Raw genomic sequence first — 26,538 nt, 5'->3', positions numbered from 1 at the left:
TGTGGCAGAAGTGAAATATGTAACAGTGACGGCGCTGACGAAATACATTAAGCGCAAATTTGAAGTCGATCCACATTTACAAGATTTATGGATTAAAGGGGAAATTTCTAATTTTACGTATCACTCGCGCGGGCATATGTACTTTACACTGAAGGACGAAAATGCTCGCATTCAAGCTGTCATGTTTGCCGGATACAATCGTTATTTAGCGTTTCGCCCGGAAAATGGCATGAACGTGCTTGTTCGCGGGGAAATTTCTGTGTATGAGCCAAGCGGGAATTATCAAATTTATGTGAAAGAAATGCAGCCGGAGGGAATCGGCAACTTATACTTGGCCTATGAGCAGCTGAAAAAACGACTTGAAGCAGAAGGGCTATTTTCGCCAGAGCATAAAAAGCGGATTCCGTCATTTCCGCGCTATATTGGTGTTGTAACTTCCCCGACCGGTGCGGCGATTCGCGATATCGTCACGACGATTCGCCGCCGCTATCCGATTGCAACGATCATTTTATTTCCAACGCTTGTTCAAGGCGAGCATGCTGCAGATTCGATTGTTCGTTCGATTGAAAAGGCGAATGAGCTAGGCTATATCGATGTGCTCATTGTCGGGCGTGGCGGTGGCTCGATCGAAGAATTATGGGCCTTTAATGAGGAACGTGTCGCACGCGCTATTTTCGCCTCTAGCGTCCCGATTATTTCCGCCGTCGGTCACGAAACGGATTTTACGATTGCTGATTTTGTGGCGGATTTACGCGCACCAACGCCGACTGGTGCCGCCGAATTAGCGGTACCGCATATTACTGAACTTGTTGAGCGAATCTCGCAACGTCAAGTGCGGTTAATCCGGGCAATGAAGGAAAAAATGACGACGGAGTCCGACCGGCTCATCCGTTTGCAAAAATCGTATGCATTTCGCTATCCAAAAAAACTATACGAACAAAAAGAGCAACAATTAGATTCTCTTCTTGAACGGCTGGAGCGGCATACAGAGCGATTGATCGACAAAAAACGCGAACGCTTTGAACAGCTGCAATTAAAATTACAAGCACATCATCCGGCAGAACACCTATCCAGAATGGCTGAAAAACAGCAAACACTTACGAAATCATTAGAAAAAGAAATGCGGGCACTCCTAAAACAAAAGCAGCTTCAATTCAGCTCTCTTCTTTCTCAATTGCATGTGTTAAGCCCACTTAAAATGATGGAGAGAGGCTATAGCTTGGTTTATAATGAAAATAAAGAGCTTGTCAAAAGCATTCGTCAACTTCAACCGGGAGATGCAATTCAAGTGCGCTTGCAGGATGGACGTCTCGATTGTCACGTATGGGGAATAGAGGAGGAGCCTTTACATGAGTGAGGAAAAAGAATTAACATTTGAAGAAGCGATGATGAAATTAGAAGAAATCGTTGAGAAATTAGAAGAAGGAAACGTGCCGCTTGAACAAGCGATTTCCTTTTTTCAAGAAGGAATGAAGCTTTCGAAACTTTGTCACGACAAGCTGCAACATGTGGAAAAGCAAATGGAATATATTTTGCGAGAAGATGGACAACTAGCCCCTTTCTCCATTCAGGAGGAGGAATAAACAGTTGAACAGAATCGAGATTGAGCAATTTTTGCAAGAACATAAACAGCGGATCGAACAAACTTTGCCTGTCTATATCAACACATTGCAAGCACCGCAAACATTGAAACAGGCGATGTCTTATTCGCTTGAAGCAGGTGGCAAGCGCATACGCCCGTTGCTTCTGTTAGCCACACTGCATGCATTCGGCAAAGAAGTCGAAGTAGGAGTGCCGGTCGCTTGTGCCATTGAAATGATTCATACGTATTCCTTGATTCATGACGATTTGCCAAGCATGGATAACGATGATTTGCGGCGCGGAAAGCCAACGAACCATAAAGTGTTCGGCGAGGCGATGGCGATTTTAGCAGGTGACGGTTTGCTGACGTACGCTTTTCAAGTCATTGCTGAGATGAATGCGCCAACAGTGACGGAAGAAATGAAAGTAAAGCTCATTTATGAACTCGCCAAAGCAGCTGGACCTGAAGGAATGGTGGCTGGACAAGTTGCTGATATGGAAGGCGAAGGAAAAGAACTATCGCTTGAGCAATTAGAGTATATTCACCGCAATAAAACAGGGAAAATGCTACAATATAGCGTACTAGCAGGAGCGATATTAGCTGGGGCAAACGAAATACAGCTAGAACAGCTTCATGCGTTTGCATCCCACTTAGGACTTGCGTTTCAAATTCGCGATGATATTCTCGATATTGAAGGTTCAGAAGAAAAAATCGGCAAGCGGGTGGGAAGCGATGTTGAAAATGAGAAAGTGACGTATCCTTCCCTATTGACACTTGATGGAGCAAAAGAAAAACTTTTGTACCATATCAATGAAGCAAAACGTTGTTTACAGGATGCTCGCGTGAATGATGATGTATTATGCTACATTTGCGATTTAGTCGCCACTCGCGACCATTAATTAACCGACAATTGTCCGTTTTTTATTTTGATGTTATAATAAGAAAATAGAGAGTTTTGACTTTACGCCGTTATCACGTCTGTGTTAGCGGCTCTTTTTTCGCTTATGGGCAGAAATCGATTTTTCAACCTGAATCATGTATAATAATAAATAACTTCTGTATTATATCAGCATGATGAAAGCGAATGACAAAACGAAAGCGAGTGATCTCGTTTGGATGTAACAACCATTAAAAATCCGCGCTTTTTAAAATCGATGTCAACAAAAGAACTCATTCAATTAAGCGCGGATATCCGTCAATTTTTGATTGAGAAGCTGTCAAAAACAGGTGGACATATCGGACCGAACTTAGGAGTAGTAGAACTTACGATTGCTCTTCATAAAGTTTTCGATAGTCCAAAGGATAAGCTGTTATGGGACGTAGGTCATCAATCGTATGTTCATAAAATTCTAACGGGACGAGCCTGTGAATTTGATACACTGCGCCAATATAAAGGGCTCTGTGGCTTTCCAAAACGAAGTGAGAGCGAGCATGATGTGTGGGAAACCGGTCATAGCTCCACCTCTCTATCCGCGGCGATGGGCATGGCGATCGCTCGCGATTTAAAGGGAACGAACGAATACATTGTTCCAATTATTGGAGACGGAGCGTTGACTGGAGGAATGGCGCTCGAAGCATTGAACCATATTGGGCATGAAAAAAAAGATATCATTGTTGTTTTAAATGATAACGAAATGTCGATTGCTCCGAATGTGGGCGCCCTTCATAATGTGCTTGGGCGTTTGCGAACGGCTGGCAAGTATCAATGGGTAAAAGATGAGTTAGAATTACTATTGAAGAAAATCCCTGCTGTCGGTGGCAAGCTTGCCGCAACCGCAGAGCGCATCAAAGATAGCTTGAAATATTTGCTTGTTTCCGGCGTTTTTTTTGAAGAGTTAGGCTTTACGTATCTTGGTCCTGTCGACGGCCATGATTTTGACGATTTATTTGAGAATTTGCACTATGCAAAAAAAATTAAAGGTCCTGTACTGCTGCATGTCATTACAAAAAAAGGAAAAGGGTATCGTCCGGCGGAAAATGATAAAGTCGGTACATGGCATGGAACGGGTCCTTATAAAATCGAAACGGGCGACTTTTTAAAACCGGTGGATACCGCACCGTCATGGAGCGAGTTGATCAGTGAGACGGTACGTAAATTAGCTCGTACAGATAAGCGTATTGTCTCAATTACACCAGCAATGCCGGTTGGCTCGAAACTAGAAGGATTTGCAAGCGAGTTTCCTGACCGCATGTATGATGTGGGCATTGCTGAGCAGCATGCCACAACGCTCGCAGCGGGATTGGCAACGCAAGGGATGAAGCCGTTTTTAGCTATTTATTCGACGTTTTTACAACGGGCCTACGATCAAGTTGTTCATGATGTATGTCGCCAAAACTTAAATGTCTTTTTCGCAATTGATCGTGCCGGACTTGTCGGAGCCGATGGAGAGACGCATCAAGGTGTGTTCGACATCGCGTTTTTGCGACATGTTCCTAATATCGTTCTCATGATGCCAAAAGATGAAAACGAAGGTCAACATATGGTCTATACGGCCATTCAATATGATGACGGGCCGATCGCGCTTCGCTTTCCGCGCGGCAACGGTCTCGGCGTAAAACTTGATGAAGAACTGAAACAAATTCCAATTGGCACATGGGAAGTGTTACGCGACGGCCGAGATATTGCCGTTTTAACCTTCGGCACAACGATTCCGATGGCGCTAGAAGCGGCGGAAAAATTAGCGAAAGACAACATTTCCGTCAAAGTCATTAACGCGCGCTTTATTAAGCCGATGGATGAGGCGATGCTTCATGAATTGTTCCGAAGCAATATCCCGATTTTAACGATTGAAGAAGCGGTACTGCAAGGTGGATTCGGTAGTGCGGTGCTTGAATTTGCCCACGATCATGGCTATCATCAGGCAATCATTGACCGCATGGGCATTCCTGACCGCTTTATTGAACACGGCAGCGTCAAAGAGTTGCTAAAAGAAATCGGCTTAACGACAGCACATGTCGTTGAGCGTGTCAAAACGATCATACCAAGAAAACAAAAAAGGGCATGAGACATGAAAGTGAAAAAAGAAAGACTTGATGTACTATTAGTCGAACGAGGATTGGCAGAAACGCGTGAAAAAGCGAAACGCGCGATCATGGCAGGCCTTGTCTATACGAATGAAGCTCGTCTAGACAAGCCCGGAGAGAAAGTTCCAATCGATATTCCGCTGACCATCAAAGGGGAAGCGCTCCCTTATGTGAGCCGCGGCGGTTTAAAGCTTGAAAAAGCGCTACACACATTTAATGTAAACGTAAAAGATAAAATCTTATTAGACATCGGTGCTTCTACCGGCGGTTTTACAGATTGTGCTCTGCAACACGGAGCAAAAATGTCATATGCGCTTGATGTCGGGTATAATCAGTTAGCATGGAAACTGCGGCAAGATGAACGTGTCATCGTGATGGAGCGGACGAATTTCCGCTACGTCACGCCTGCGCATTTCACAAAAGGGCTTCCGGAGTTTGCGACGATCGATGTCTCGTTCATTTCACTCAAGCTCATTTTACCGGTGCTAAAGACGGTGCTCATTCCTGGAAGCGATGTGGTTGCGCTCGTGAAACCGCAGTTTGAGGCTGGAAGAGAACATGTCGGAAAAAAAGGAATTGTTCGTGATGCCAGTGTGCATGAAGCGGTGTTAAACTCGATTATCGAATTTGCGCTGAATGAAGGCTATAATGTCCTTGATTTATCGTATTCACCGATTACGGGTGGAGACGGAAATATCGAATTTTTGCTTCATCTTTGTTGGAACGGGGATCAAGAGTGCGGCGAAAATCGATTGTCTATGCAACCGATGGATGTCGTCAAAGCAGCACATCATGAGCTGCAAGGCCGTTCAAACGCGGAACGGGAATAACATAGCAGTTATTCCCGTTTTTATGCTGAAACTAGTTGTGTGAGGTGTTGAATTTGAATAAAGGGCAAAGGCATATTAAAATTCGTGAAATTATTACCAATCACGAAATTGAAACCCAGGATGAATTAGTTGATATGCTGAAACAAGCAGGTTTTAACGTTACGCAAGCAACGGTGTCAAGAGATATTAAAGAACTGCAGCTAGTCAAAGTGCCGATGATGAATGGACGCTATAAGTACAGCCTTCCTGCTGACCAGCGCTTTAATCCGTTACAAAAATTAAAGCGTGCCTTAATGGATGCGTTCGTCAAAATTGATGGAGCGGGGCATTTGCTTGTTATGAAAACATTGCCGGGCAATGCTCATGCGATTGGCGCCTTGCTTGACAATTTGGATTGGGAGGAAATCGTTGGAACGATTTGCGGAGACGACACATGCTTAATCATTTGCCGTACACCGGAAGACACAGAAACAATTTCTAAACGCTTGTTAGAAATGTTATAAAAAGAGGTGTGATTTCACGGTGTTAGCGGAATTATCGATTAAAAATTTTGCGATTATCGAATCGTTATCGATTTCGTTTGAAAAAGGATTAACGGTGTTAACAGGAGAGACAGGAGCCGGAAAATCGATTATTATTGATGCCATTCATTTGCTTATTGGCGGCCGTGGCTCAGCGGAGTTTGTCCGCTATGGGGAAGAGCGTGCAGAAATTGAGGGCTTATTCTTGCTCGACGACGAAACACATCCATGTTATGAGAAATGCGCGGAAGTCGGCATTGACATTAGCGAAGGGATGGTCGTATTGCGCCGGGAAATTTCCGCTAATGGAAAGAGCGTCTGCCGTGTCAACGGCAAATTAGTGACGATGGCTGTTTTACGCGATATTGGTTCGACGCTTGTCGATATTCACGGCCAACATGAACACCAAGAGCTGATGGATCCAAGCCGACATCTCCCGTTGCTTGATGAGTATGGCGGAACAGAAATCGCTACCGCTCTTGAAGAATATCGTGCTGTATATGAAAAATATGAACAGCTGACCAAACAGCTGAAAAAATTAAATGAAAATGAGCAACAAATGGCACACCGTCTCGATTTGTTAACATTCCAGCTTGATGAAATTCAAAAGGCGAACTTACAGCCGAATGAAGACGAGCAATTGATGGAAGAAAAAGTAAAAATTATGAACTTCCAAAAAATTTACGAGGCGTTAAAACATAGCTACGAGGCCTTGTATGGCGAACAGCGTGGGCTTGATTGGATCGGGCTCGCGATGAGCCATTTAGATGATGTAAGCCATATCGACCAAGCGTTAAAGGAAGCACATGAAACGATTGCCAATAGCTATTATTTGCTTGAGGAAATCGCTTATAAATTACGCGATGAGCTGGAACAATTAGAATATGACCCGGAGCGTCTTGATTTCATTGAGAGCCGCCTTAATGAAATTAACCATTTGAAGCGAAAATACGGACAAACGGTGGCGGATATTTTACAGTATGCTGAAACCATTACAGAAGAAATTGACACGATCCAAAATCGGGAAACACATATCCATCAGCTTCAAAAAGAGCTCCAATCCGTAACGGAAGATTTGCTGGTGGAAGCGAAAAATGTCACGAGTATTCGCATGAAATACGCAAAAACACTTATTGATCACATTCATCAAGAGCTTAAAGATTTATATATGGACAAAACTCAATTTGACATTGTTTTTGAGAAGCGGGAAGGGGCATTAGACGCACCATTGCTTGATGGAGTTCCAGTAAAGTTTCACGAAGATGGTGTTGATCTTGTTGAATTTTACATTTCGACTAACGTCGGAGAACCGTTAAAACCGCTGGCAAAAGTCGCTTCTGGCGGAGAATTGTCGCGAATTATGTTAGCGTTAAAAAGTATTTTTTCCAAACATCAAGGGGTCACGTCGATCATTTTCGATGAAGTTGATACCGGTGTCAGTGGTCGCGTAGCACAGGCGATTGCCGAAAAAATTTATCGCGTCTCTGTCGGTTCCCAAGTTCTTTGTATTTCACATTTACCACAAGTAGCGGCGATGGCTGATACGCACTTATTTATTTCCAAAGAAACGGTAGGAAATCGCACAAAAACATCTGTTAAAGCATTAACCGAAGAAGAAAAAATTAAAGAAATTGGCCGGATGATTTCCGGGGTCGAAATTACGGAATTAACAAAAGAGCACGCCAAAGAATTGCTTGAGCTAGCAACAAAAATTAAAGGATGAAAAGCTATCCATTACGGGTAGCTTTTTTTATCGGCAAAACGATTATATTTATGCCGATTAAGGCAAAATTAAAACTGTAGCCACATTTGAAGGTGTAGGTGGGAGCGAGGAGAGTGAAAAAGTTTGAACGCAGAAACAATCCGAAAAATGATGGGAGTTTTTCTCCTTGTTTTATTGACAGCAATGAGCATGTCGAAACCGGTGCAAGAATATTTTCGCATTCCAAAACAGATCGTCATGTTTGAAGGTGAGACGTTGCATTTTGCCTCTGCACTTCCGGTTCAAGCAACGGTCAAAGACGCTCCCCATTCGATAGAGGTTGAAAAAAAGAACCATTCCCTTTCTGTACAGGCGAAACAAAGCGGTGAAAAACAAATGGTTTTAGAAATGGCAGGAATGCCAATTAAAAAAGTCGATGTCAAAGTACTTCCCAACTTGAAAGTCATCCCAGGAGGACAATCGATTGGTGTAAAATTAAATACATTGGGAGTTCTTGTTGTTGGTCATCATCTTATCGAAACAGAAAACGGGAAAAAATCGCCGGGAGAAATTGCCGGTATTCAAGTAGGAGATATTATTACAAGCATTAATGGGAAAAAAATTGAAAATATGAGCGATTTATCCCCGTTTATCGAAGAGGCAGGGAAAACAGGGAAACCACTTCAATTACAAATTCTTCGAGATCATCGCTCCTTTGCAACCAAACTCGTCCCGTTAAAGGATAAACATGATCATGCCTACCGTATCGGCTTATACATTCGTGATTCTGCCGCTGGCATCGGCACCATGACATTTTACGACCCCGCTTCGAAAAAGTATGGAGCTCTTGGACATGTCATTTCCGATATGGATACGAAAAAGCCGATCGTTGTTCAAGATGGACAAATTATGAAATCAACCGTAACGTCTATTGAAAAAGGAAGCAGCGGAAATCCAGGTGAAAAACTGGCGAGATTTTCAAGTGATAAAGAAGTGATTGGAAACATTACAAACAATAGTCCATTTGGCATTTTTGGAACATTGTCAAAGCCGATTCACAATGAAATGTTTGATAAGCCGATTCCAATTGCTTTATCACATCAAGTGAAAGAAGGGCCGGCAAAAATTTTAACCGTCGTTGAAAACGACAAAGTGGAAGCGTTTGACATTGAAATTGTCAGTACGGTACCACAAAAGTTTCCGGCAACAAAGGGACTTATCATTCGTGTGACTGATCCTCGCTTACTCAAAAAGACCGGGGGAATCGTCCAAGGAATGAGTGGAAGCCCGATCATTCAAGATGGAAAATTGATTGGTGCAGTGACCCATGTATTCGTCAATGATCCAACATCAGGATATGGGGTTCATATTGAATGGATGTTAAATGAGGCAGGCATCGATTTATACGGAAAGTCAACACAAAAAGCGAGCTAGCGAACCATTTCGGCTCGCTTTTTGTGTAAAAAAATACAGAAAAAAGTCAATCATCTTCACGTTTTTGCATAGATATTTGATGAAACATCATATAAAATGGAGGTGTAAAGATTTTTCGACAAGAACGACATAAAAAATATTGTCAAGGCGCTAAATTCGTCGAATACATATGATTCTTGATGAGTTTTCGGAAAATATGTGTTTTTTTATTATTTTTCGAAAAATGAAAGGATTTTTGGTTGTCATGTCGAATTGGTTTGGTTAGTAGAATATTGCATAGAAATAAAATAACGAGACGAATTGGAAGTGGGGAGGAAGATTTTCTTGAACAAGATTAAAGTATGTATTGCGGATGATAATCGTGAATTAGTAAGCTTATTAGAGGAGTACCTTTCCAATCAGAATGATATGGAAGTCGTCGGTGTTGCCTATAACGGGCAAGACTGCTTGTATATGCTCGAAGAAAAGCAGCCAGATATATTGCTGTTAGACATTATCATGCCTCATTTAGACGGATTAGCAGTGTTAGAAAAAATGAGAGTGAAAAGAGAAAAACAACCAAATGTCATTATGTTAACGGCGTTTGGACAAGAAGATGTAACAAAAAAAGCGGTCGATTTAGGAGCAGCATATTTTATTTTAAAGCCTTTTGACATGGAAAACCTCGTTCATCACATTCGCCAAGTACATGGAAAAACAACACCAATTATCAAAAAGTCACCATCTTCATACCAAGTTCGTGAAAATAAACCGAAAAATTTGGATGCGAGCATTACAAGCATCATTCACGAAATTGGTGTACCGGCACATATTAAAGGATATTTATACTTACGTGAGGCTATTTCGATGGTGTATAACGATATTGAGCTGCTCGGTTCCATTACGAAAGTCCTCTATCCAGACATCGCGAAAAAATATAACACCACCGCCAGTCGCGTTGAGCGGGCGATTCGCCATGCCATTGAAGTTGCGTGGAGCCGAGGCAACATCGAATCCATCTCTTCCTTGTTCGGCTACACCGTCAGCATGTCGAAAGCAAAACCTACGAACAGTGAATTTATCGCAATGGTTGCTGATAAGCTGAGACTCGAACATAAGGCGTCTTAAGACTGCTAATATCAACGGTTTTATGGCTTCGAGCAATAAACATTAAGTTGCCGATAAATATTTATGCGTATGCATCAGAAAAGAAAACGCCTCTTATTTACCGGAAAAACAACGGTAAGTAGGAGGTGTTTTATTTTGTCCGATTTTGACATTCAGTTAGACAATTTCATGCTGTATTGTGACGCTGAAAATTTGTCACGGAAAACGAAAGAGAATTACGAACAAACTTTACGCCTGTTCTTTTTATATCTCAAGGAACAGCACAAAATGAAGCAATTCAAGAAAGTAAAGACTTTTCACATTTGAGCGTATATCAAATATTTACCGTGAGCGCGGGAAGTATACGGTGATTTCTAACCTAAATAGTACAAATATAAATTATCCAGCCCATCGTACAGATTACAACAACCCGATTAGCGATACAACTATCGCCAATGATGTAAGGAATATTAAGGTGTTTTTCAATTTTTTGTATAACGGAAAATAAAAGAAAATCCATGCGAAAATATCGAAAACGTTAAGCTGCAACGCAAACAAAAAGTTCTTTTATTCGAGGAAGATATTGTTAAATTGCTGAAAGCCTTTGATGTTACAACCTTTCATGGTTATCGTTCATGGGCCAAACTTGCTTGTTACTCGATACGGGTATGAGGGCAGAAGAATGTTGTGCGCTTCGGCCAGAGCACGTCGATTTTAAAACGAAGCCGATATTAATTGAAAAATCCAAAAAACAGGAAGCAGCGTTACGTCTACTTCTCATTTAAAATGGCAAATGACTTAAAGCGTCGGGTGACTCTGATAGTCCATTTTTGTTTCCAGCAATCCGCGGAACAATGCTTGATGTTAATAATTTTGAACGGATGTTAAAGGAAACGGGGAAAAAGCTGGTGTAGAAGTGACTCCACATCAATTAAGAAATAATTTCGCTAAATATTATTACATTATGAGACTAGAAAAATACTTAAGTACCAGCTCGCTATAAGTATCTAATGAACTATGTCTTTCTTCAGAAAGATACAAAAAACATTGACAAAAATTTATTTTTATGTTAATATTAAAAATTAAATATTGAAATAATATACAGGTTTGGTATACTTCTTTTTAGATGTCATCTCTCAGTTCCTCGGGAGATAGGCTCTAAAAGGAGGATATGCAAATGAAAGAAGACCAAGTCAGTCTTACTGCAATCATGACCGCCTACTTACGCGCCTACCATGCCATGAATGATACCCCAAAAATTTTCGATGACTTTCTCGCTTGTCATTTGATACCAGAGGAAAGACGTGCACTCATTGAACAAGGATTTTCTGAGGCTCTTCAGATTCGTGTTCCTGAAGGCGGATTGGCATGCTCCGACTAGGCGGCAAATCCCCTGCTGTATTTAATGCAGGCCATGGGGTTGCCTCATGTCCTCAGCCGGTCACGATATACGGAAGACAACCTTGATCTGGCGGTAAAACAAGGGGTGGAGCAGTATGTGATACTCGGGGCTGGGATGGATACTTTTGCTTTTCGCCGTCCGGATCTCCTGCGTCAGGTTCAGGTATTTGAAGTAGACCACCCCGCCACACAAACCTTCAAACGTAATCGACTGGCTGAATTGGGATGGGAAATCCCGTCACATCTCCACTTTGTGCCTGTGGATTTCACAAAGGAGAGTTTGGCTGATGCACTCAAGGGAACTTTGTATGACGTGCAGACGAAAAGCTTTTTTAGCTGGCTGGGTGTCACAATGTACTTGACTCGAGACGAAGTGTTCGCAACGCTTCGTTCCATTGCCGAAATTGCTCCCGAGGGCAGTGCGGTGATTTTCGATTACTTTGTACCGGAAGAAGATACGCCGCACATGAAAGAGATGAGGGAGGATTTACGAAAGATCGGTGAGCCGATGAAAACGACCTTTGACCCGTCAACACTGGCTTTTGAATTGGAAAGTTTAGGGCTCCGTCTTCATGAAAACTTAAGTCCATCCGATATCCAAGAACGCTATTTTCAGAGTCGAACGGACGGTTATTATGCGAGTAAACATGTGCGCTTTGCGTGGGCAGTAGTAGAGTAAAAAATGTTCTCCCACGTTAGATGATTATTAACGCCGAGTTGAGTGCTCGGCTTTTTTCATGAGATTCCGGTCCTTAGCGTACGTTTTTAATGCTGGCGGTATCTCATAAAATTGTGCGACTTTCCGTTTTGTATCGTATAGTTTAGTGAAGGTGTCACGAAAAAATTTTTTTCGTCGAAACTGTGCGAAAAGTCCGGTAGCATCATATAGTCAAGTGAAGACGTCAAAAAAAATTTTCGGACAAACTGTGTGATTTTGTCTTGTGCGTCGTATAGTTATATGAAGGCTCGTAAAATTCCGCGGCTTCGGATGCGTTTACATAGATCGATCAATTAATAGAAAAGGGAACGATGTATGAACGAAACAATCGCAAGACCGCAACCGAACAACAAGAAGTCGCTTTTAGAAATGACCAACTACGAAATGTTTAATTGCGATTCATGCGGAAAGTTTTCCCTTGCATTATCAACGAATTTATTGCATTACATGGTCGGAAAGGGAGATTACCGCAAATCCGAGATATTATTGCGCTGTATTTTTACCTACTGTCGTATGTAGATAGAAATGAGTTGCAACCGAATGGCGTTCCAAGCGAACGTTTTGGCGCAAGTGTTCCGTCGAAAGCGAAGATAGCGGCCGATTTGGGTGTCGCGGAAAGTCGCATTAAGCCTCTCGTCGCAATCCTCCAAACACATGGATTGTTACTCGATGTGGTCGACAAGTGGGAAGGGACTAAACGCTACAAATGGTACTATGTTTCTCATTGCCCGCGGAGTAGTGACGATGGCTATGTCGTCAATGATGATGAAAAGATAGTTCCCAACCTCTCAAAATATAAGTAAAACCTCGATACCTTCATTAAATGCATGTTGCCGTACCCTCATTAAATATCTTCTTGCTTACCTTTATCTAATTCCTGAGTAAATATAGCAAATGAAAGATAGCAATATATTCCGAGAGCTTATTCAAAGAAATACTCACTAGCACTCATAAGTTCGTGCTAGTGGCGATTCCTTTATAAAAGAAATCTCAGTCTATTATATACTGGTAATGTATATCTTGTCGGAAGTATTTAATATAAGATAATTCAAAGAAGTGTATAGGGATAAACCAACTGACCAAAACGCAGCCCCAGCCAATCCGCCAAAATGCCACAAGGAGTGAGCCGCGTGATAATTGAAAGCGAAAAAGAACTTGAAGAATATGAACAGCAATAAGACCACTCCATTAGCTTTGGAAGTGGTCATTGTTTTTAATTTATCTGTTTGAACATGTACCAAAGCAGCTCTTTTGCCATTTCTTTGCCTTCTTTAGTTTCCTTGTTTAAAATCAACCAATTGTCATTCTTTTTTCTTAATGTATATAAAACATTAGTTCCATCAGCTTTTTTGTAAAGAATAAATGCTTCGTCACCTTTAATAAATGTCATAGGGTATATCACATTTTTGTATGGCGGTTTAATTTCTTTGTTTAATTCATTAATCACAATATCTTCATTGATTTTGGCTAATTTCATAAACTTCCCTTGTTCAGCTTGATAACGTAGTTGCTCATACTCATACTTTTGGTAAGCATTTAAATCAAGATTGAACGTTTTCTGGATGTCCATGAGAACTTCATTTTTGAACTTCTCCATTTTCTGTTCCCATTCATCACCTTTATGTTCATAATTGATTACCTTAATCCCAGAAGGGGCAACTCCCATAGTTATTGTTTCTATTCCATAGGGGTGGGGCGTGGGCATGTTCAAAAGTTCTTACTTGGACTTTTACAATAAAGGAAAAACCATCTTCTGTTTCTCTTTTGATTTCAATCATTTTAGCGTCATATAGACTATTAATTGTAGACAGCTTTACTTATGTGTGAGGAAAGTGCGGTTAAGAGCGCGTCATGAATCAGTGTTTCTTGTGGTTCTTGCTGTTGGGCTTGGACAACTGATGTGAAAAGGGCAAGAGCGGTAATACAAGCTGCAATAATTGTTGTCTTCATTTCATCACCTTCATTTTATTTATACCTATACCAAGCAATCCAACTTTTTTCTTTATGTTTAGCAAGAAATATTACTCCTTCTGACAGACTTGTGCTAGGCAACAGTTTAGGAAAACGCAATCTAACTATCCATGAACGTTCAGCAACAGCTTCACTACAGAATGTTTTGGCCATCTGAAAATAAGTTTGTTTGATGTTTGGTAGGAAGTGCACATATTCAGCTTTCCATTCGTTGTGTTCCTCATCTGGATAGAGTTTCGGAACGATTGTTCTGAGTGCATGGAGAAGTTCCTGTTCGTCTTTTGAAGAAGTTTGTACCAGTTCAGCAACATTAGGGCATTGTTGATTTGCACAGAAATAAGGCTGCTGTGCATAGGCAGGAATTGAAACAGTAAGGGGCATGAACAGACAAACCATAAGAATCATTTTCTTCATGAAGATCACCTCATGGTTTATACTGCCCAAATGAAGGAAGGGTATGAACCAAAAATCTACCCATCAAGTTGAAAAAAACGCTTGTTTTGGTTAGATACATTCAAAATCAACATTGTTATTGTCTTAGCCTAAATTCGGTATACCTTTAGACATAGAATAGGGTATTCTCTGGACTGTTTGCTTAAATCAGAGATACCCTACTTTTTAGTCTAGAGCCAATGCTTGACTGCATTATCCATAGAAGAACTGCTTCGATTAGTGAGTTAGTAGTCAGAAAACTAGCAGACTTTTTCATCATTTTTTCGTTTTCTTCATTATTTACACCAGAAAAAGGATGTGAGTTCATGAAAGATCTTTTTTTAGCTTAGTAGGCATGCAGCGCTATCCTCCTTTTGAGATAGCGTTAAAGATTTATGTTAAAAACCCGCCTTCAATGAGCAGTTGTTTGATTTCCTCTTTTGTTATTAAAAGATCGCTGGAACAATACGTTCCCTTTTTAACAGGTAAGTGGGCAGAATAAGCTTGTTTTAACCCTGGGATATTGATCTCAGGAAGAACAATTAAAAAGTCTTCATCATAGACGACTGTATTCTGGCTTTCATGATCAGAAATGAGAACTTCATGAAGTTTTTCTCCTGGTCTAGCCCCGTATTCGACAATGCTGACATCCTTCTCTCCGGACGCTTCTATTAAGACTTCGGCTAAATCCAGAATTCTACATGCGGACGATCTCATGACAAAGATTTCTCCACCTTTTCCCTCGTTTGCTGCTTTTAATAAAAGCTGAATGGCCTTCTGCGGGGTTAAGAAGAAACGAGTCATTCTTTTATCGGTAATTCTAATCTCTTTCTTCTTAATTTGATTAATAAATAAATGGAGTACACTTCCATTGCTTCCTAGGATATTGCCGCTTCTTATAGAAATAAATTTGGTATCTGAACTTAGCTGGTTGGCATAAACGATAAGCTTTTCACCGATGGCTTTGGTCATCCCGTAGAAGTTAATCGGATCTGCTGCTTTATCGGTAGATATATTGATGACCTTTTTAACTCCGTTTTCTATTGCTGCTTCAATAACGTTTTGAGTACCTATCACGTTTGTTTTCAATGCCTCGAGAGGTTGTTCTTCACAAACGGGAACATGCTTTAGCGCCGCTAAATGAAACACATAATCTACACCTTCAAAGGCCTTGACTAATGCCTCCCTATCCCGAATATCACCAATGCAAAAGCTCAATCTAGGGTCTTCAATAACTCTTCTCATTTGTACTTGACTGGCTTCGTTTCTGGAAAAAACGATTATTTTTTTTGGATCTAGGGATAATAACTGGAGTATAAGCTCATGTCCCCATGAACCTGTCCCTCCGGTCACTAAAATCACTTCATTATTAAACATATATTTTTCCTCCTGACATATATTTATACGCTCTTGATGGGAACATCTGCTGTTTTAGCCAGCAGTACCTGCAATAAATCTTCTATTCTTTTCATTCACATTTAGGGTAAAAGAATCTCCAAGTTCTTTTGTCGGCAAATTCGTCCTCTTACTTTTCTTTAGTTCTAAGAACCTAAACACTAAGGTGAACCCCATCGAATATCGTTTTCCAATAATGATCATTTGCATTCCATTTGTCATGATTCGGAAGTTCAACGACGCAGACTCTCTCTATAGGCCAATTTTTTTCGACTATGCCGTTTACATTAGAATGATTGACAAGGAGAATTCGGAAATCATTCTTAACCATTTCCGATAAAACCGATTCAAGTTCCAGAACCTCTTCAAAAGTACCTTCTGTTCTTACAAAAAGAATCCGTTGACTGGTTTCCATTTTCTCTAAAAAACGCCGAATCCGTCTGTCGAACTTTTCTTTAACTTCGGGGTAACCGCCCAAATACGAAAGTGTATTTTTTCCTACTTCAAAATCATGATTGGAAACTATTTGATAAGCGTCATCCGATACACAAATAAGCTGATCAGTAGCATAACCTATAATTCGTAAATTAGGCAGGTCCATAAAACCGGCAAATCGATTCCGCAAAAGGCGATTGACATTTGATAAAGAAGGAGATGCCATCCAATCTAACACTCCTGAAAAAGGTCTTAAATTGTTCTTTTTAAGCTGAATGGCTGTCAAACAAAGATCCCCTAAACTAAAAACGGAGTCATAAGTACCTTTTATAACTTCCAAACCCATATTTCCCATCTCCTTAAAAGAATGTTAATTTCTCTCGAAAACTAACCTCCGGTGTTATTTTCTCTTACAACAATGCATCACTGATTATGCTTTGTGAATTCTAAAAATTCACAAACTTTAGATTAACGAATCTATAGCTCTTGGTTTCAACTTGTCATACTTAAAATGGATAGGATAAAAACTTCTCCCCCTTCTTGGTTTGGCTATTTATATTAAATGTAGTAGAAGTAGAAAGTGCTAGGGCTGGAAAACTATCTAACTTAGAAAATGTGCATATTTATGATAGGCTCCTTCAAAAATAGGCAGTATAATAACGAGAAACGATTTATTAGACTTAATATGATGATCGTAAAGTCTAATAAATCGTTTCGTGAATAGTAAAAGCACAAACTAGTGCATCAACATCATTTCTGGATTTGTGATGTAGGTATGCAGAGAATGTCGACCTCCAGTGGAGGATTTTCGACTGACGATGTGAATGATTATAGGAATGTATTCTTGAATGAAAAGTTATAAGTTTCTGTTAATCCATAAAAAATATCAACCTGAGGATGCCATTGCAGCAATTGGCGTGCTTTCTTATTATCAAGGCAGCTGTGTTTGATATCGCCTGTTCTTGCGCGTGTATGGACAGTATCAATTTTGGAGCCGTGAATTTGCGTTAACATTTTTATTAAGTCATTTACTGATGTTCTCTGTGCGGTGCTGACTTGAATAGTTTCCTGATGCCCTTTTTCTATAGCAGCTATGTTCGCTTGAACGACGTCTTTTACATATATAAAATCACGTGTTTGTTCACCGTCGCCGTGAATCGTTAAAGGCATTCCTTTTTTAATTCTATCTAAAAAGATAGCTACTACTCCGCCTTCTCCTTTTGCTGATTGTCTAGGTCCATATACGTTGCCGTAACGGAGAATCGTATAGGAAAGTCCATAAAGCTGATAAAATAAGCGGATATACGACTCGGCTGTCAATTTGGATAAACCGTAGTAAGAAATCGGTATTGTCAAGTCCTCTTCAGAAATTAGATCTTTCTGTAAATTCCCGTAAACGCCGGAGGTAGAGGCAAAGATCACTTTTTTTACAGAAGCTTCATGACAAGCCTCAAGTATATTGATTGTTCCGTTAATATTCACATCAGCATCATATTTCGGTTCACGGATAGACCGCCCTACATCTGCCTGAGCAGCCAAATGGAATACGACATCGGGCTTTTCTCGCAGAATGATTTGTTTGGCCTCTTTACTGCGTATATCTTCGGTATGAATAACAGCATGCGGATGTACATTGTGTAAATGTCCGGATATCATATTATCCAATACATGAACCTCAGCGCCTTTGGAAATAAGTTCTTCAACGAGATGAGAACCGATAAAGCCAGCCCCTCCAGTTACAACAGCCTTCATAGATCATTCTCCTCTTATCTTTTTTATTATCGTATGTTGTATGAATGAGAGTGGTACAAGATAGCTACCTAATGTGGCTTGAAAAATTGCTTTGCGATAGATTTATGCGAAAAAGAAGTTTTTTTGCATGGATGATTTTAAGGGGGAGAAGATGGTCGTTTTTTAGGGCAATGTGGGCTGAATCTACAAAATGTAAATGCTTCATATGAGGTAGAGATGGATGCCTTTGTTGTTAGATTCAGAATTCTTATTTGGTTTCCATTATTAGTATTTATAGCACTCCATCTATAAAAGGAGACCAAAAGAATAGATGTCTGTCTCTAAAATATTGATATGATTTGTTGTCCTTGATGATGCATATGTTTATCTCTCGGTAAATGGAATGATAGTAGAAACGCAAGTCACAGCGTTTTTTCGCCAAGAGATTTTCCTATCAAATCGGAACGATTAAAATGATAAATCCGACTACTATACCAGCCCTATCAATCCCTCATTGCGAGAATAGTATATGATAAGAAATAAGGAATGAAACTATGGAAGGTATATGGGGTTATTTTTATAGTCAAAGCGGTGCTGTAAATTTACATTTGGCTCCTATTCCATCTAAGTGTTTTAGTAACGGTATTAACGAGTTCATTTTCACTGAAATCTGTTAGAAAAATTTAAGGATGAAAATTAGTATAATAATAGGTTTGGAAGAATGGATCGCGCTTTCTGTAGTTCGCCTTTCCTTCGGTCAGGCTCACTACGGGGATACGTTCTCTTCCGATACTACTTCAATCAAAATACTTTCCCTTATCTCTAAAACGAATCTTAAGATGAGATTTTCCCATTATCAACTGTGCTGAAAGGGCTGAAAAGTGGATAAATATTTCCGGACTGGATGGATAAAACTTATCGGACTGAGAGACCAAATTCTCTAGAATACGCATGCATTGAATGAGCCCATTTCAGTGCAGATCAAATTGAGCGAGGAACGGGAGAATGTCGAATCCGATCATTCGCGGGGATTTTCAATAAAGATTTTAGAGAGGTTATCCGTGACATCATCGAGTGGAAAGAAAGTCTCAAATAGATAAAAGAAACTCGTTGATCGTTGTCAACGAGTTTCTTATTTAACTTCCCTAATTTCAATTTGTTAAATAATTGATAGAGGTCAAAATGACCGTCTGAAATCACCTATAAGATGCGTTTAATTTGGCACTCTCTATGTTACTGTATCAAACTGTGCATAGAGCGGAGATTTTCGTCATCTGATGCGGTGTTTTCAGACGTTCATAAAAGTAAATCGAGTTCCAAACAGTACTCAACCTTTGACGAAGGTAATCAATTCCAAAGGGCGTTTACCGCCGTCTTGTCTCATTAGAATTTTACTATTTGTTGATCGAATAAAGGGCATTCATTGTAGCAGGGTCAGGCAGTACGTAGTCTTGAGGCAAGGAATGCTGAATGTGTTTTTCAATCGGACTATCTCCCAATATTTCAGGGATTGATGATGGATTCGAAAGCAAGGGATTCTGCCCATCGCTTACGGGTTGAAAGATATGCATTGTAGCAGGGTCAGGCAGCACGTAGTTTTGAGGCAAGGAATGCTGAATGTGTTTTTCAATCGGACTATCTCCAAATATTTCAGGAGTTGACGATGGATTCGAAAGCAAGGGATTCTGCCTATCGCTTACAGGTTGAAAGATATGCATTGTAGCAGGATCAGGCAGCATGTAGTCTTGAGGCAAGGAATTTTGAATGTGTTTTTCAATCGGACTATCTCCAAATATTTCAGGAGTTGACGATGGATTCGAAAGCAAGGGATTCTGCCTATCGCTTACAGGTTGAAAGATATGCATTGTAGCAGGATCAGGCAGCATGTAGTCTTGAGGCAAGGAATTTTGAATGTGTTTTTCAATCTGACTATCTCCCAATATTTCAGGAGCTGACGATGGATTCGAAGGCAAGGGATTCTCCCCATCGCTTGCTGGTTTAAAGAGATTCGTTGTAGCAGGGTCAGGCAGCACGTAGTTTTGAGGCAAGGCCTCCTGAATTTGTTTCCCAATCTGACTATCTCCCAATATTTCAGGAGCTGACGATGGATTCGAAGGCAAGGGATTCTCCCCATCGCTTACTGATTTAAAGAGATTCGTTGTAGCAGGGTCAGGCAGCACGTAGTTTTGAGGCAAGGCATCCTGAATTTGTTTTCCAATCTGACTATCAATCAATACTTCAGGGATTGATGATGGACTCGAAAACAAGGAGTTATACTCATCACTCATCAGTCGGGACATTCTCCTCATCCTTTTCCTTTGTATTATTAGTTAGGACATTCTCCTCATCCTTTTCCTTAGTATTATCAGTTAGGACATTCTCCTCATCCTTTTCCTTTGTATTATCAGTTAGGACATTTTCCTCGTCTTTTTCCTCTTTATTATCAGTTGGGATATTTTCCACATCCTTTTTCCTTTTAGAAATAGCGCTTTGATAAACATCCAACACATTTTCCAACGCTTTATCTGGAGACCAATAATCTCTTCCCCATTTTTTAGCATTGGAACCAAGAGCTTTCCGGTATTTTTTATTTTCTAGTAATAAATTCAAATTTTTGCATAAAGCCTCTATGTTTCCCGCAGGTGAAATTAACCCTGTAACCCCATGTTCAACAATCTCAGGCAATCCTCCTGCATCACTAACAATTACAGCCTTTCCGGCAATTTGTGCTTCTATTACCGATAAAGGTTGGTTTTCTAGGAGACTTGGAAGAACAAAAATATCTGACTTAGACAACAAATAAGGTATATCATCCCGCTTTCCAAAAAAGAAAATGTCTTCTTCTAAGCCTAAGGCCTTGCTTTGGACTTGTAACTCTGCTTTCTTATCACCATCTCCAACAATCCAACAAACCCAGTCATTTCGAATTGCTTTTAATTGGCTGAGAGCGGATATTAGATGGTGAACCCCTTTAGTTTCAACAAGTCGCCCCGTATAAATGATGACTTTCTTGTCGTCTGGACGTTTAATAGAGGATTTCTTCTCCTCCATTCGTTCAATGAAAGTCTCTATGTCGTATCCATAGTGGAACACTTTGATCTGTTCATCGGGAACACGAAACTCATTCGTTAAAACATTCCTTAACCATTCATTTGCTACTATTGTGAATTCAGCAGATGTAGCTCCAATATGTTCAAGCTCATCAAAGTATGCTCTAGCCATGTAGGAAGTAGGAGATTTATGAATGGTGGTTAATTGATGTCTAATCTCATAAGCTACGGAACCATGTAGGGTAGCTACTAATGCAGGTCCTTTAGGTCTTACTCGATTAATACATGCAGTTGAAATGACATCTTGTGTGTGAATCACATCATATTTTTCCAAACCAAAATAGGCAGCAGCTAACTCATAAAAATAACGTTGAAATTCAGTATATTTCACCAGTTCATTTTCATAAATAGCCGGATAGGCTTCTTTGTTAAGTTTTTCGTTAAGCAAAGGCAGCAGATGATCTTTTTCTAACCTCTGATTTTTATTTACAATGTAAACGTAGCTATTATCCTCACCGTAACCCAGTAAATCTACTTCATGTCCTAAAGACTCAAGCTTTTCTTTAAGTTGCTTCATATAACCCCATACTCCCCCTACATGTGGAACGGCCCAGTACGTAGCAAGTAGTATTCTCATAAATACATCTCCTTCTGTTAATATTTACATGTATAATATATTTAGAGAACTAGTCTATGGTATAGGCGACTGTCCTTATTACACAATATTTTTATATCTAACGATATAATTGAGGTTTTATTTAAATTTTCTGATTTTTATTTTTATGCGGCATTAAGTGAGTCTGTCGAGGCACGTACATTTCCTTAACTGATATGCGAACCTACAAACCGATGCTAGTCAGTCGGTTGAAAACCCCAAACTCAGAGCGGGGTTCGGCTATTAGATGTTCGAACCATGATGGATTGCTCCATCCTGTAGGCATTTTTCCAAGTGTTGACCCCAATCTTTGGCTTGAAATTTCCCTTGGACAGCTCTGTATTTTGTCAGGGGAAGAAAGCATATAATGCGATGAAACGGCCACAGTCTTGTAGACATGAACTCAGCGAAATTCTTTAACCGAGGCAATCATGACATTCCTTAAATTTATCAAGCAATCAAAAAGTGATTGAAGCATTTTATTCTATTTGGCAACTGTTCGATGTGAACAGCATTAATTACAAGGGTTCTGGTGCAAAAAATCTGAAAAGCCGGGACATACGGATACTGTGAATCCTACATAGATCTGAGATTTTTAATACAACATAATGGCTATTCTGTTGCACTTGGTTTGTTAAAGCTTTTTCTTAAAACTTTATAAGTAAGCATTTCAATTTTTGAATTTTCTCTTAGTTTCTTAGTGACAGCAGAAGAAAAATAAGCAATGATTAGACACCATAAATGTAAGACCCAGGATGATAAAAGGGATTAAAGTATTTGTGCCTAATTGAGGGATAAATGCTAAAAAGGACAAGGCGGCTTTCGGATTGGTAATGTTCTTGTATGTAGATTTTTTATATTTCAGTTCTGGAGGTAACGATATCTATGCTCTCTTACGGCGTTTGTTGCTAATAGCACCTTATGACTAGTTTCATTAAAAATGACGAGCAGCAAGTAAAGTATGAACAACTGCTCCCGTAGTAATTCCAAGAGCTGAATAAATCCTTTCTTTTCTGTCTTGAGAAATACTATATATTGTATCTGTACTCGGAGTTAAATTTAGAAGAAATGCCGCGATTAAAAACATTTCAAAGTTAATGATTCCATATATGTTTAACACTCTTATACCATATTTTACATTTTATGTATGTTACATATAAGTTTTGATGATCTATTAGCTATCGTGGAGAAGCGGATGAATAATCGTAAGAGCGCGCTGGCAGCGCTAGTGTTACGATTAACGTCGATAATTTGAATGTACGCTATGAATTTGGCATTCAGAAATAGCCGATGAGTTAGCGGAATTAGTCCAAAGAGAGAAGGAGCGTAGATGGGGGATGCAAAAAGAACATTGTAGAAGGCAGGGGAGCAGTTTGCTTAATCAACTTATATACAACAAAGACGTTGACATTGAACTGATAACGGTCACAAGCGCACCGACCGACATAAAAAATCAATAACATGAAAATCGAATTTCACCGCGAAGACCTTATCGTTGCACAGTATATAACGAAAGCAAGTTAAGATTAACGGGGGACAACGGTAGAAATGGAGTATCAAGACGAATTACAAGTCGGCGACCGTATACTTGTAGCGTCCGTCAAGAATGGCTTGATAAAGCGGTGATGTACTAATGGCGATCTCAACGATTTTTTTAGATTATAGGTCATTCGATGAGAAATTGAACGTTTTTTTGTAAAAATAAATTTACTAAATTTACAGATATATGTTTTTTAAACTTCGGAAGAGTGTTATAATATAATACGGTGCGCCGACACCAAGGTTTAAATCAATCGCACGTCACAAGATGAGCGATTGGCAAAACATCATTGGGACTTTTAAAAGAAGTAATCCACCCTCCGTTCGCCAAACACAGGGTGGGTTACTTTTTTATTTTATCGATTAGCAACACGACCAATGTTATCAATGAGATCATAAACATTGCTGTCGCCATGTCCATCGGTTTCACCTCCTTATTGGAGGCTCAGCCGCCCACCCTGCTCGTACGATTGACTTTAAGTAAATAATACATCAAATTAGGTAAAAAATCGACTTATTTTCCATTATTTCCCGTTATATAGTGTGATAATTTCTTAATTTTCGGTTATGGCAGCCCACAAAATCATGTGCGATTAGCTAAACGAAAAGCAAGGGAAATAGGCGCTAAAAAATGTAGTAATGGTTCGGTCCGCAAAAAGAGAAAGAACTGGAAGGCTATAGCAGCGGGCTTAACTACGTTCCCTATAACTATTTCCTGGCGCATCTACACCGCGGAGAAATGGTGTTAATGAGCGGCGAAGCCGAAGGATATCGTAAGGGGGATTGATGGAGCAACACTGTATGGAGAGCTGCTAATGCGGCTCGTCGATTTTTTCGTACATATTACGAATTATTCAATTTCTATTTGTAAATTTGTTAGAATCAGCGTTAAGAAGTAAACAATTTTTTACTAATGAAAACACGGATAAGAAGCCGGAATGCATATAAATATTGTAAGTTGATATAGCACGGTTTTACACCGTCAGCATGTCGAAAGAAAGACCAATGAACAGCGAGTTCGTCGCAATGGTGGCGGATAAATTGCGTTTGGAGCATAAAGCTTCTTAAAGATGATCTGTTTAATGGTAACCGCGTGGAGAAGGCTAAGAATGAATGAGCGCTCGAAGCAAAATGCTTTATCTGAAGCAGTACTCGTAAAGGCAATTGAGAATCAGAGGAATAAGGTGCCGAGGCGACATTCAAAACATCTGTTTTCTTCCCTATTTATTTGTAAGTCGAACATATCGATCATGAGTGGTGAGCTGAAATATAGTTTGTGTACAAATTATATTTATACATATATTATTTATGTGTATAATAATATAGAGGATTACATAAAAGGAGACCTGATCATGGATATATCAAAAGATAAATCAATTGGATCTGCCTCGGTTCGTGTTAGCAGAAAAATCACTCGTATTTTAAATGTTTATTTAAAGCCTTACAACATTACGGCGGAACAGTGGGGAGTGCTACGAACATTGAATGAGTCGGATAAAATTTCCCAAAAAGAACTGGCCGAGAGAGCGGATAAAGACCAGGCAACCCTTACGAAAATTCTCGACCTTCTTGAAAAAAACGGATTCGCTGAAAGAATTCCGAATCCAACAGATCGGCGCTCTTTCCTTATTACAATTACCGAAAAAGGAACCGAGCTATCTCAACAATTAATTCCATTTATTGAAACCGTTTTCGAAAAATTTGTTCATCAAATCGATGAAGAAAAGTTAGCTATTTATCAAGAAGTATTACGTTCCATCGAAAGAAACATCGATGCTTTGTTGGAAAATCCAAACAATTAGAAAGAAGAGATGGAGATGAATGGGTCTTCTAAACTGTGGACTGCACAATTTGTTGCCATTATTTTAATGGCTTTTTTATTTTTCTGTTGTTTACAGCTGTTGACGGCTGGTTTTCCAGCATTTGTTTCTCACGTGAACCACAATCCTGCTCAAGCAGGAATGATGACTACCGCTTTTATGATATCGGCAATTATTACAAGACCTTTCGTTGGGGGGATAATCCATAAAGCCAATATAAAAAAGGTAAACATCGCGTCTTTGATTTTTCTCGCTGTTACCATCGCTTTAAGTTATCATCAAAAGTCGGTGTCGTTATTGCTCTTTTTAAGAATTTTACATGGAATCGCATTTGGAATTGTCTCTACTATTATTTCAACGATGGCCACGACCGTGATTCCTGTAAGGCGACTTGGTGAAGGAATTGGTTATTATGGAATGGCTACTAGCGTTGGAACAAGCCTAGCTCCGATGTTTGCTCTATCATTGATTCAGTTTTTCTCATTTAATGCGTTATTATTATTGGCTGTTTTGTTAGTGATTGTAACGTTACTTCTTAACATTTTTATTCGCTCTCCTCATTCTAATCGTATGAGAACAAAGGAAGTTTCTTTTATAGAATACGCCTTTGATAAAAAGCATTTTCTCCATGTTTATTGGCATCCTTTTTTACGATTACATTAGGAGGAGTTGTTAGTTTTCTTGGGGAGCTTGGCAAAGAGGTTCAGTTGGGAGGATCTGTTTCATTGTTTTTTCTGATCATAGCGGTCACAATGGCGATTGTGCGTCCTCTTTCAGGTCGGATCTTTGACAGCAAAGGGCATAAGGTCATTCTATACCCTGCGATTGTAAGTGGAATCATCGGGCTGTGTCTTTTAGCGGCCACGCAAGATATATGGACTTTGCTTCTTGCTGGGGTGTTTTACGGAATTGCGTATGGAACTATAACACCGATTCTTCAGACCTTAGCTGTCAGCTTTGTATCAAAAGAGAAACAAGGAACAGCTAATGCGATGTTTTTTTCCTTCATGGACCTTGGAATGGCAATTGGCTCGATTAGTCTTGGTGTTTTAGCCTCTTATACTGGCTACCGCCTTATGTACGGATATTCCATTGTGTGTTTAGTTGTATTGCTTGTCACATATATATTCCTATTCCTTCGTCATAAACGTGCGGTAAATGCAATGGATAAAGTTTCCTGACTGATTACGAAGCAGAAAAAAAGGTAGTCTC

At 39.9% G+C, this 26,538-nt stretch carries 23 protein-coding genes and 1 pseudogene; 17 read left to right on the top strand and 7 right to left on the bottom strand.

The window, feature by feature from the left end; translation table 11 throughout:
- Position 1: 1 nt before the first annotated feature.
- From xseA to HNR31_RS18500, 13 genes are all read left to right on the top strand, one after another.
- Positions 2 to 1,357, top strand: coding sequence for an exodeoxyribonuclease VII large subunit (gene xseA / locus HNR31_RS00800; protein WP_181554352.1), 1,356 nt, complete (start codon positions 2 to 4; stop codon positions 1,355 to 1,357).
- Positions 1,350 to 1,583: an exodeoxyribonuclease VII small subunit gene (locus HNR31_RS00795; protein ID WP_181554351.1), complete on the top strand. Its 234-nt coding sequence runs from the start codon at positions 1,350 to 1,352 to the stop codon at positions 1,581 to 1,583. The genes xseA and HNR31_RS00795 overlap by 8 nt, the downstream gene beginning before the upstream one ends.
- Positions 1,584 to 1,587: 4 nt before the next feature.
- Positions 1,588 to 2,481 carry a polyprenyl synthetase family protein gene (locus HNR31_RS00790; protein ID WP_181554350.1) on the top strand — a complete coding sequence of 298 codons (894 nt, stop codon included), beginning with the start codon at positions 1,588 to 1,590 and terminating at the stop codon, positions 2,479 to 2,481.
- A gap of 213 nt (positions 2,482 to 2,694) precedes the next feature.
- Positions 2,695 to 4,587, top strand: coding sequence for a 1-deoxy-D-xylulose-5-phosphate synthase (gene dxs, locus HNR31_RS00785; RefSeq protein WP_181554349.1), 1,893 nt, complete (start codon positions 2,695 to 2,697; stop codon positions 4,585 to 4,587).
- 3 nt (positions 4,588 to 4,590) lie between these two features.
- Positions 4,591 to 5,436 (top strand): TlyA family RNA methyltransferase, encoded by an 846-nt coding sequence (locus HNR31_RS00780; RefSeq protein ID WP_181554348.1) that lies wholly within the window; start codon positions 4,591 to 4,593, stop codon positions 5,434 to 5,436.
- Positions 5,437 to 5,489: 53 nt separating this feature from the next.
- A complete protein-coding gene (gene ahrC / locus HNR31_RS00775) occupies positions 5,490 to 5,939 on the top strand; it encodes a transcriptional regulator AhrC/ArgR (RefSeq protein WP_181554347.1) in 450 nt (149 codons plus the stop codon).
- A gap of 19 nt (positions 5,940 to 5,958) precedes the next feature.
- Complete coding sequence (gene recN, locus HNR31_RS00770) at positions 5,959 to 7,680, top strand: DNA repair protein RecN (protein WP_181554346.1); 1,722 nt, start codon at positions 5,959 to 5,961, stop codon at positions 7,678 to 7,680.
- A 123-nt stretch (positions 7,681 to 7,803) separates the two neighbouring features.
- A complete protein-coding gene (gene spoIVB / locus HNR31_RS00765; RefSeq protein ID WP_181554345.1) occupies positions 7,804 to 9,093 on the top strand; it encodes a SpoIVB peptidase in 1,290 nt (429 codons plus the stop codon).
- A gap of 324 nt (positions 9,094 to 9,417) precedes the next feature.
- Positions 9,418 to 10,200 carry a sporulation transcription factor Spo0A gene (spo0A, locus tag HNR31_RS00760; RefSeq protein ID WP_181554344.1) on the top strand — a complete coding sequence of 261 codons (783 nt, stop codon included), beginning with the start codon at positions 9,418 to 9,420 and terminating at the stop codon, positions 10,198 to 10,200.
- Positions 10,201 to 10,814: 614 nt separating this feature from the next.
- Positions 10,815 to 10,964 carry a tyrosine-type recombinase/integrase gene (locus tag HNR31_RS18510; protein WP_258560987.1) on the top strand — a complete coding sequence of 50 codons (150 nt, stop codon included), beginning with the start codon at positions 10,815 to 10,817 and terminating at the stop codon, positions 10,962 to 10,964.
- 392 nt (positions 10,965 to 11,356) lie between these two features.
- Positions 11,357 to 11,560, top strand: a complete 204-nt coding sequence (locus HNR31_RS18505) for a class I SAM-dependent methyltransferase (protein ID WP_258560986.1) — start codon at positions 11,357 to 11,359, stop codon at positions 11,558 to 11,560.
- 24 nt (positions 11,561 to 11,584) lie between these two features.
- Positions 11,585 to 12,259: a class I SAM-dependent methyltransferase gene (locus tag HNR31_RS00750; RefSeq protein WP_309505573.1), complete on the top strand. Its 675-nt coding sequence runs from the start codon at positions 11,585 to 11,587 to the stop codon at positions 12,257 to 12,259.
- 354 nt (positions 12,260 to 12,613) lie between these two features.
- Positions 12,614 to 12,817 carry a hypothetical protein gene (locus HNR31_RS18500; RefSeq protein ID WP_258560985.1) on the top strand — a complete coding sequence of 68 codons (204 nt, stop codon included), beginning with the start codon at positions 12,614 to 12,616 and terminating at the stop codon, positions 12,815 to 12,817.
- A 694-nt stretch (positions 12,818 to 13,511) separates the two neighbouring features.
- Here the strand turns inward: HNR31_RS18500 and HNR31_RS00740 are convergent.
- The 7 genes from HNR31_RS00740 to HNR31_RS00705 all read right to left on the bottom strand — a co-directional run bounded on the left by HNR31_RS00740 (position 13,512) and on the right by HNR31_RS00705 (position 21,949).
- Positions 13,512 to 14,003, bottom strand: coding sequence for a hypothetical protein (locus HNR31_RS00740; RefSeq protein ID WP_220129347.1), 492 nt, complete (start codon positions 14,001 to 14,003; stop codon positions 13,512 to 13,514).
- 260 nt (positions 14,004 to 14,263) lie between these two features.
- The gene (locus HNR31_RS00730; RefSeq protein ID WP_181554341.1) at positions 14,264 to 14,683 is read right to left on the bottom strand and encodes a hypothetical protein; all 420 of its coding nucleotides are present in this window, start codon (positions 14,681 to 14,683) and stop codon (positions 14,264 to 14,266) included.
- Positions 14,684 to 15,094: 411 nt separating this feature from the next.
- Positions 15,095 to 16,078 (bottom strand): polysaccharide biosynthesis protein, encoded by a 984-nt coding sequence (locus HNR31_RS00725; protein ID WP_181554340.1) that lies wholly within the window; start codon positions 16,076 to 16,078, stop codon positions 15,095 to 15,097.
- A 172-nt stretch (positions 16,079 to 16,250) separates the two neighbouring features.
- Positions 16,251 to 16,877 (bottom strand): DUF1796 family putative cysteine peptidase, encoded by a 627-nt coding sequence (locus HNR31_RS00720; protein ID WP_181554339.1) that lies wholly within the window; start codon positions 16,875 to 16,877, stop codon positions 16,251 to 16,253.
- A gap of 482 nt (positions 16,878 to 17,359) precedes the next feature.
- Positions 17,360 to 18,283 (bottom strand): NAD-dependent epimerase/dehydratase family protein, encoded by a 924-nt coding sequence (locus HNR31_RS00715; protein ID WP_181554338.1) that lies wholly within the window; start codon positions 18,281 to 18,283, stop codon positions 17,360 to 17,362.
- A gap of 1,373 nt (positions 18,284 to 19,656) precedes the next feature.
- Positions 19,657 to 20,550 carry a hypothetical protein gene (locus HNR31_RS00710; protein ID WP_181554337.1) on the bottom strand — a complete coding sequence of 298 codons (894 nt, stop codon included), beginning with the start codon at positions 20,548 to 20,550 and terminating at the stop codon, positions 19,657 to 19,659.
- Positions 20,543 to 21,949 (bottom strand): glycosyltransferase family 4 protein, encoded by a 1,407-nt coding sequence (locus tag HNR31_RS00705; RefSeq protein ID WP_181554336.1) that lies wholly within the window; start codon positions 21,947 to 21,949, stop codon positions 20,543 to 20,545. Before HNR31_RS00705 ends, HNR31_RS00710 begins: the two co-directional genes overlap by 8 nt.
- Positions 21,950 to 24,481: 2,532 nt before the next feature.
- On the opposite strand from HNR31_RS00705, the pseudogene HNR31_RS00700 reads away from it, so the two are divergent.
- The 4 genes and pseudogenes from HNR31_RS00700 to HNR31_RS18490 all read left to right on the top strand — a co-directional run.
- Positions 24,482 to 24,574 (top strand): annotated as a pseudogene (locus HNR31_RS00700) (sporulation transcription factor Spo0A); the annotation flags it as partial.
- A 284-nt stretch (positions 24,575 to 24,858) separates the two neighbouring features.
- Positions 24,859 to 25,308: a MarR family winged helix-turn-helix transcriptional regulator gene (locus HNR31_RS00695; protein WP_220129346.1), complete on the top strand. Its 450-nt coding sequence runs from the start codon at positions 24,859 to 24,861 to the stop codon at positions 25,306 to 25,308.
- A gap of 15 nt (positions 25,309 to 25,323) precedes the next feature.
- The gene (locus HNR31_RS18495; RefSeq protein ID WP_258560984.1) at positions 25,324 to 25,989 is read left to right on the top strand and encodes an MFS transporter; all 666 of its coding nucleotides are present in this window, start codon (positions 25,324 to 25,326) and stop codon (positions 25,987 to 25,989) included.
- On the top strand, positions 25,962 to 26,507 hold the full coding sequence (locus HNR31_RS18490; protein WP_374058283.1) for an MFS transporter: 546 nt from the start codon (positions 25,962 to 25,964) through the stop codon (positions 26,505 to 26,507). The genes HNR31_RS18495 and HNR31_RS18490 overlap by 28 nt, the downstream gene beginning before the upstream one ends.
- The last annotated feature ends 31 nt before the right edge of the window (positions 26,508 to 26,538 follow it).

The sequence above is a fragment of the Thermaerobacillus caldiproteolyticus genome (genome assembly GCF_013761245.1).
GTDB lineage: Bacteria > Bacillota > Bacilli > Bacillales > Anoxybacillaceae > Thermaerobacillus > Thermaerobacillus caldiproteolyticus.
Note: the sequence above shows the minus strand (reverse complement) of the source record. Positions and strands in the feature narration are given on the sequence as shown.

Coding starts and splice junctions, on each gene's coding strand:
- HNR31_RS00695 (WP_220129346.1), top strand. CDS start 24,859: ATGGATATATCAAAAGATAAATCAATTGGATCTGCCTCGGTTCGTGTT.
- HNR31_RS00715 (WP_181554338.1), bottom strand. CDS start 18,283: ATGAAGGCTGTTGTAACTGGAGGGGCTGGCTTTATCGGTTCTCATCTC.
- HNR31_RS00795 (WP_181554351.1), top strand. CDS start 1,350: ATGAGTGAGGAAAAAGAATTAACATTTGAAGAAGCGATGATGAAATTA.
- HNR31_RS18505 (WP_258560986.1), top strand. CDS start 11,357: ATGAAAGAAGACCAAGTCAGTCTTACTGCAATCATGACCGCCTACTTA.
- HNR31_RS00720 (WP_181554339.1), bottom strand. CDS start 16,877: ATGGGTTTGGAAGTTATAAAAGGTACTTATGACTCCGTTTTTAGTTTA.
- HNR31_RS00740 (WP_220129347.1), bottom strand. CDS start 14,003: ATGCCCACGCCCCACCCCTATGGAATAGAAACAATAACTATGGGAGTT.
- HNR31_RS18495 (WP_258560984.1), top strand. CDS start 25,324: ATGAATGGGTCTTCTAAACTGTGGACTGCACAATTTGTTGCCATTATT.
- HNR31_RS18500 (WP_258560985.1), top strand. CDS start 12,614: ATGAACGAAACAATCGCAAGACCGCAACCGAACAACAAGAAGTCGCTT.
- HNR31_RS00710 (WP_181554337.1), bottom strand. CDS start 20,550: ATGAGTGATGAGTATAACTCCTTGTTTTCGAGTCCATCATCAATCCCT.
- HNR31_RS00780 (WP_181554348.1), top strand. CDS start 4,591: ATGAAAGTGAAAAAAGAAAGACTTGATGTACTATTAGTCGAACGAGGA.
- HNR31_RS00750 (WP_309505573.1), top strand. CDS start 11,585: ATGCAGGCCATGGGGTTGCCTCATGTCCTCAGCCGGTCACGATATACG.
- HNR31_RS00730 (WP_181554341.1), bottom strand. CDS start 14,683: ATGAAGAAAATGATTCTTATGGTTTGTCTGTTCATGCCCCTTACTGTT.
- HNR31_RS18510 (WP_258560987.1), top strand. CDS start 10,815: ATGGGCCAAACTTGCTTGTTACTCGATACGGGTATGAGGGCAGAAGAA.
- HNR31_RS00705 (WP_181554336.1), bottom strand. CDS start 21,949: ATGAGAATACTACTTGCTACGTACTGGGCCGTTCCACATGTAGGGGGA.
- HNR31_RS00725 (WP_181554340.1), bottom strand. CDS start 16,078: ATGTTTAATAATGAAGTGATTTTAGTGACCGGAGGGACAGGTTCATGG.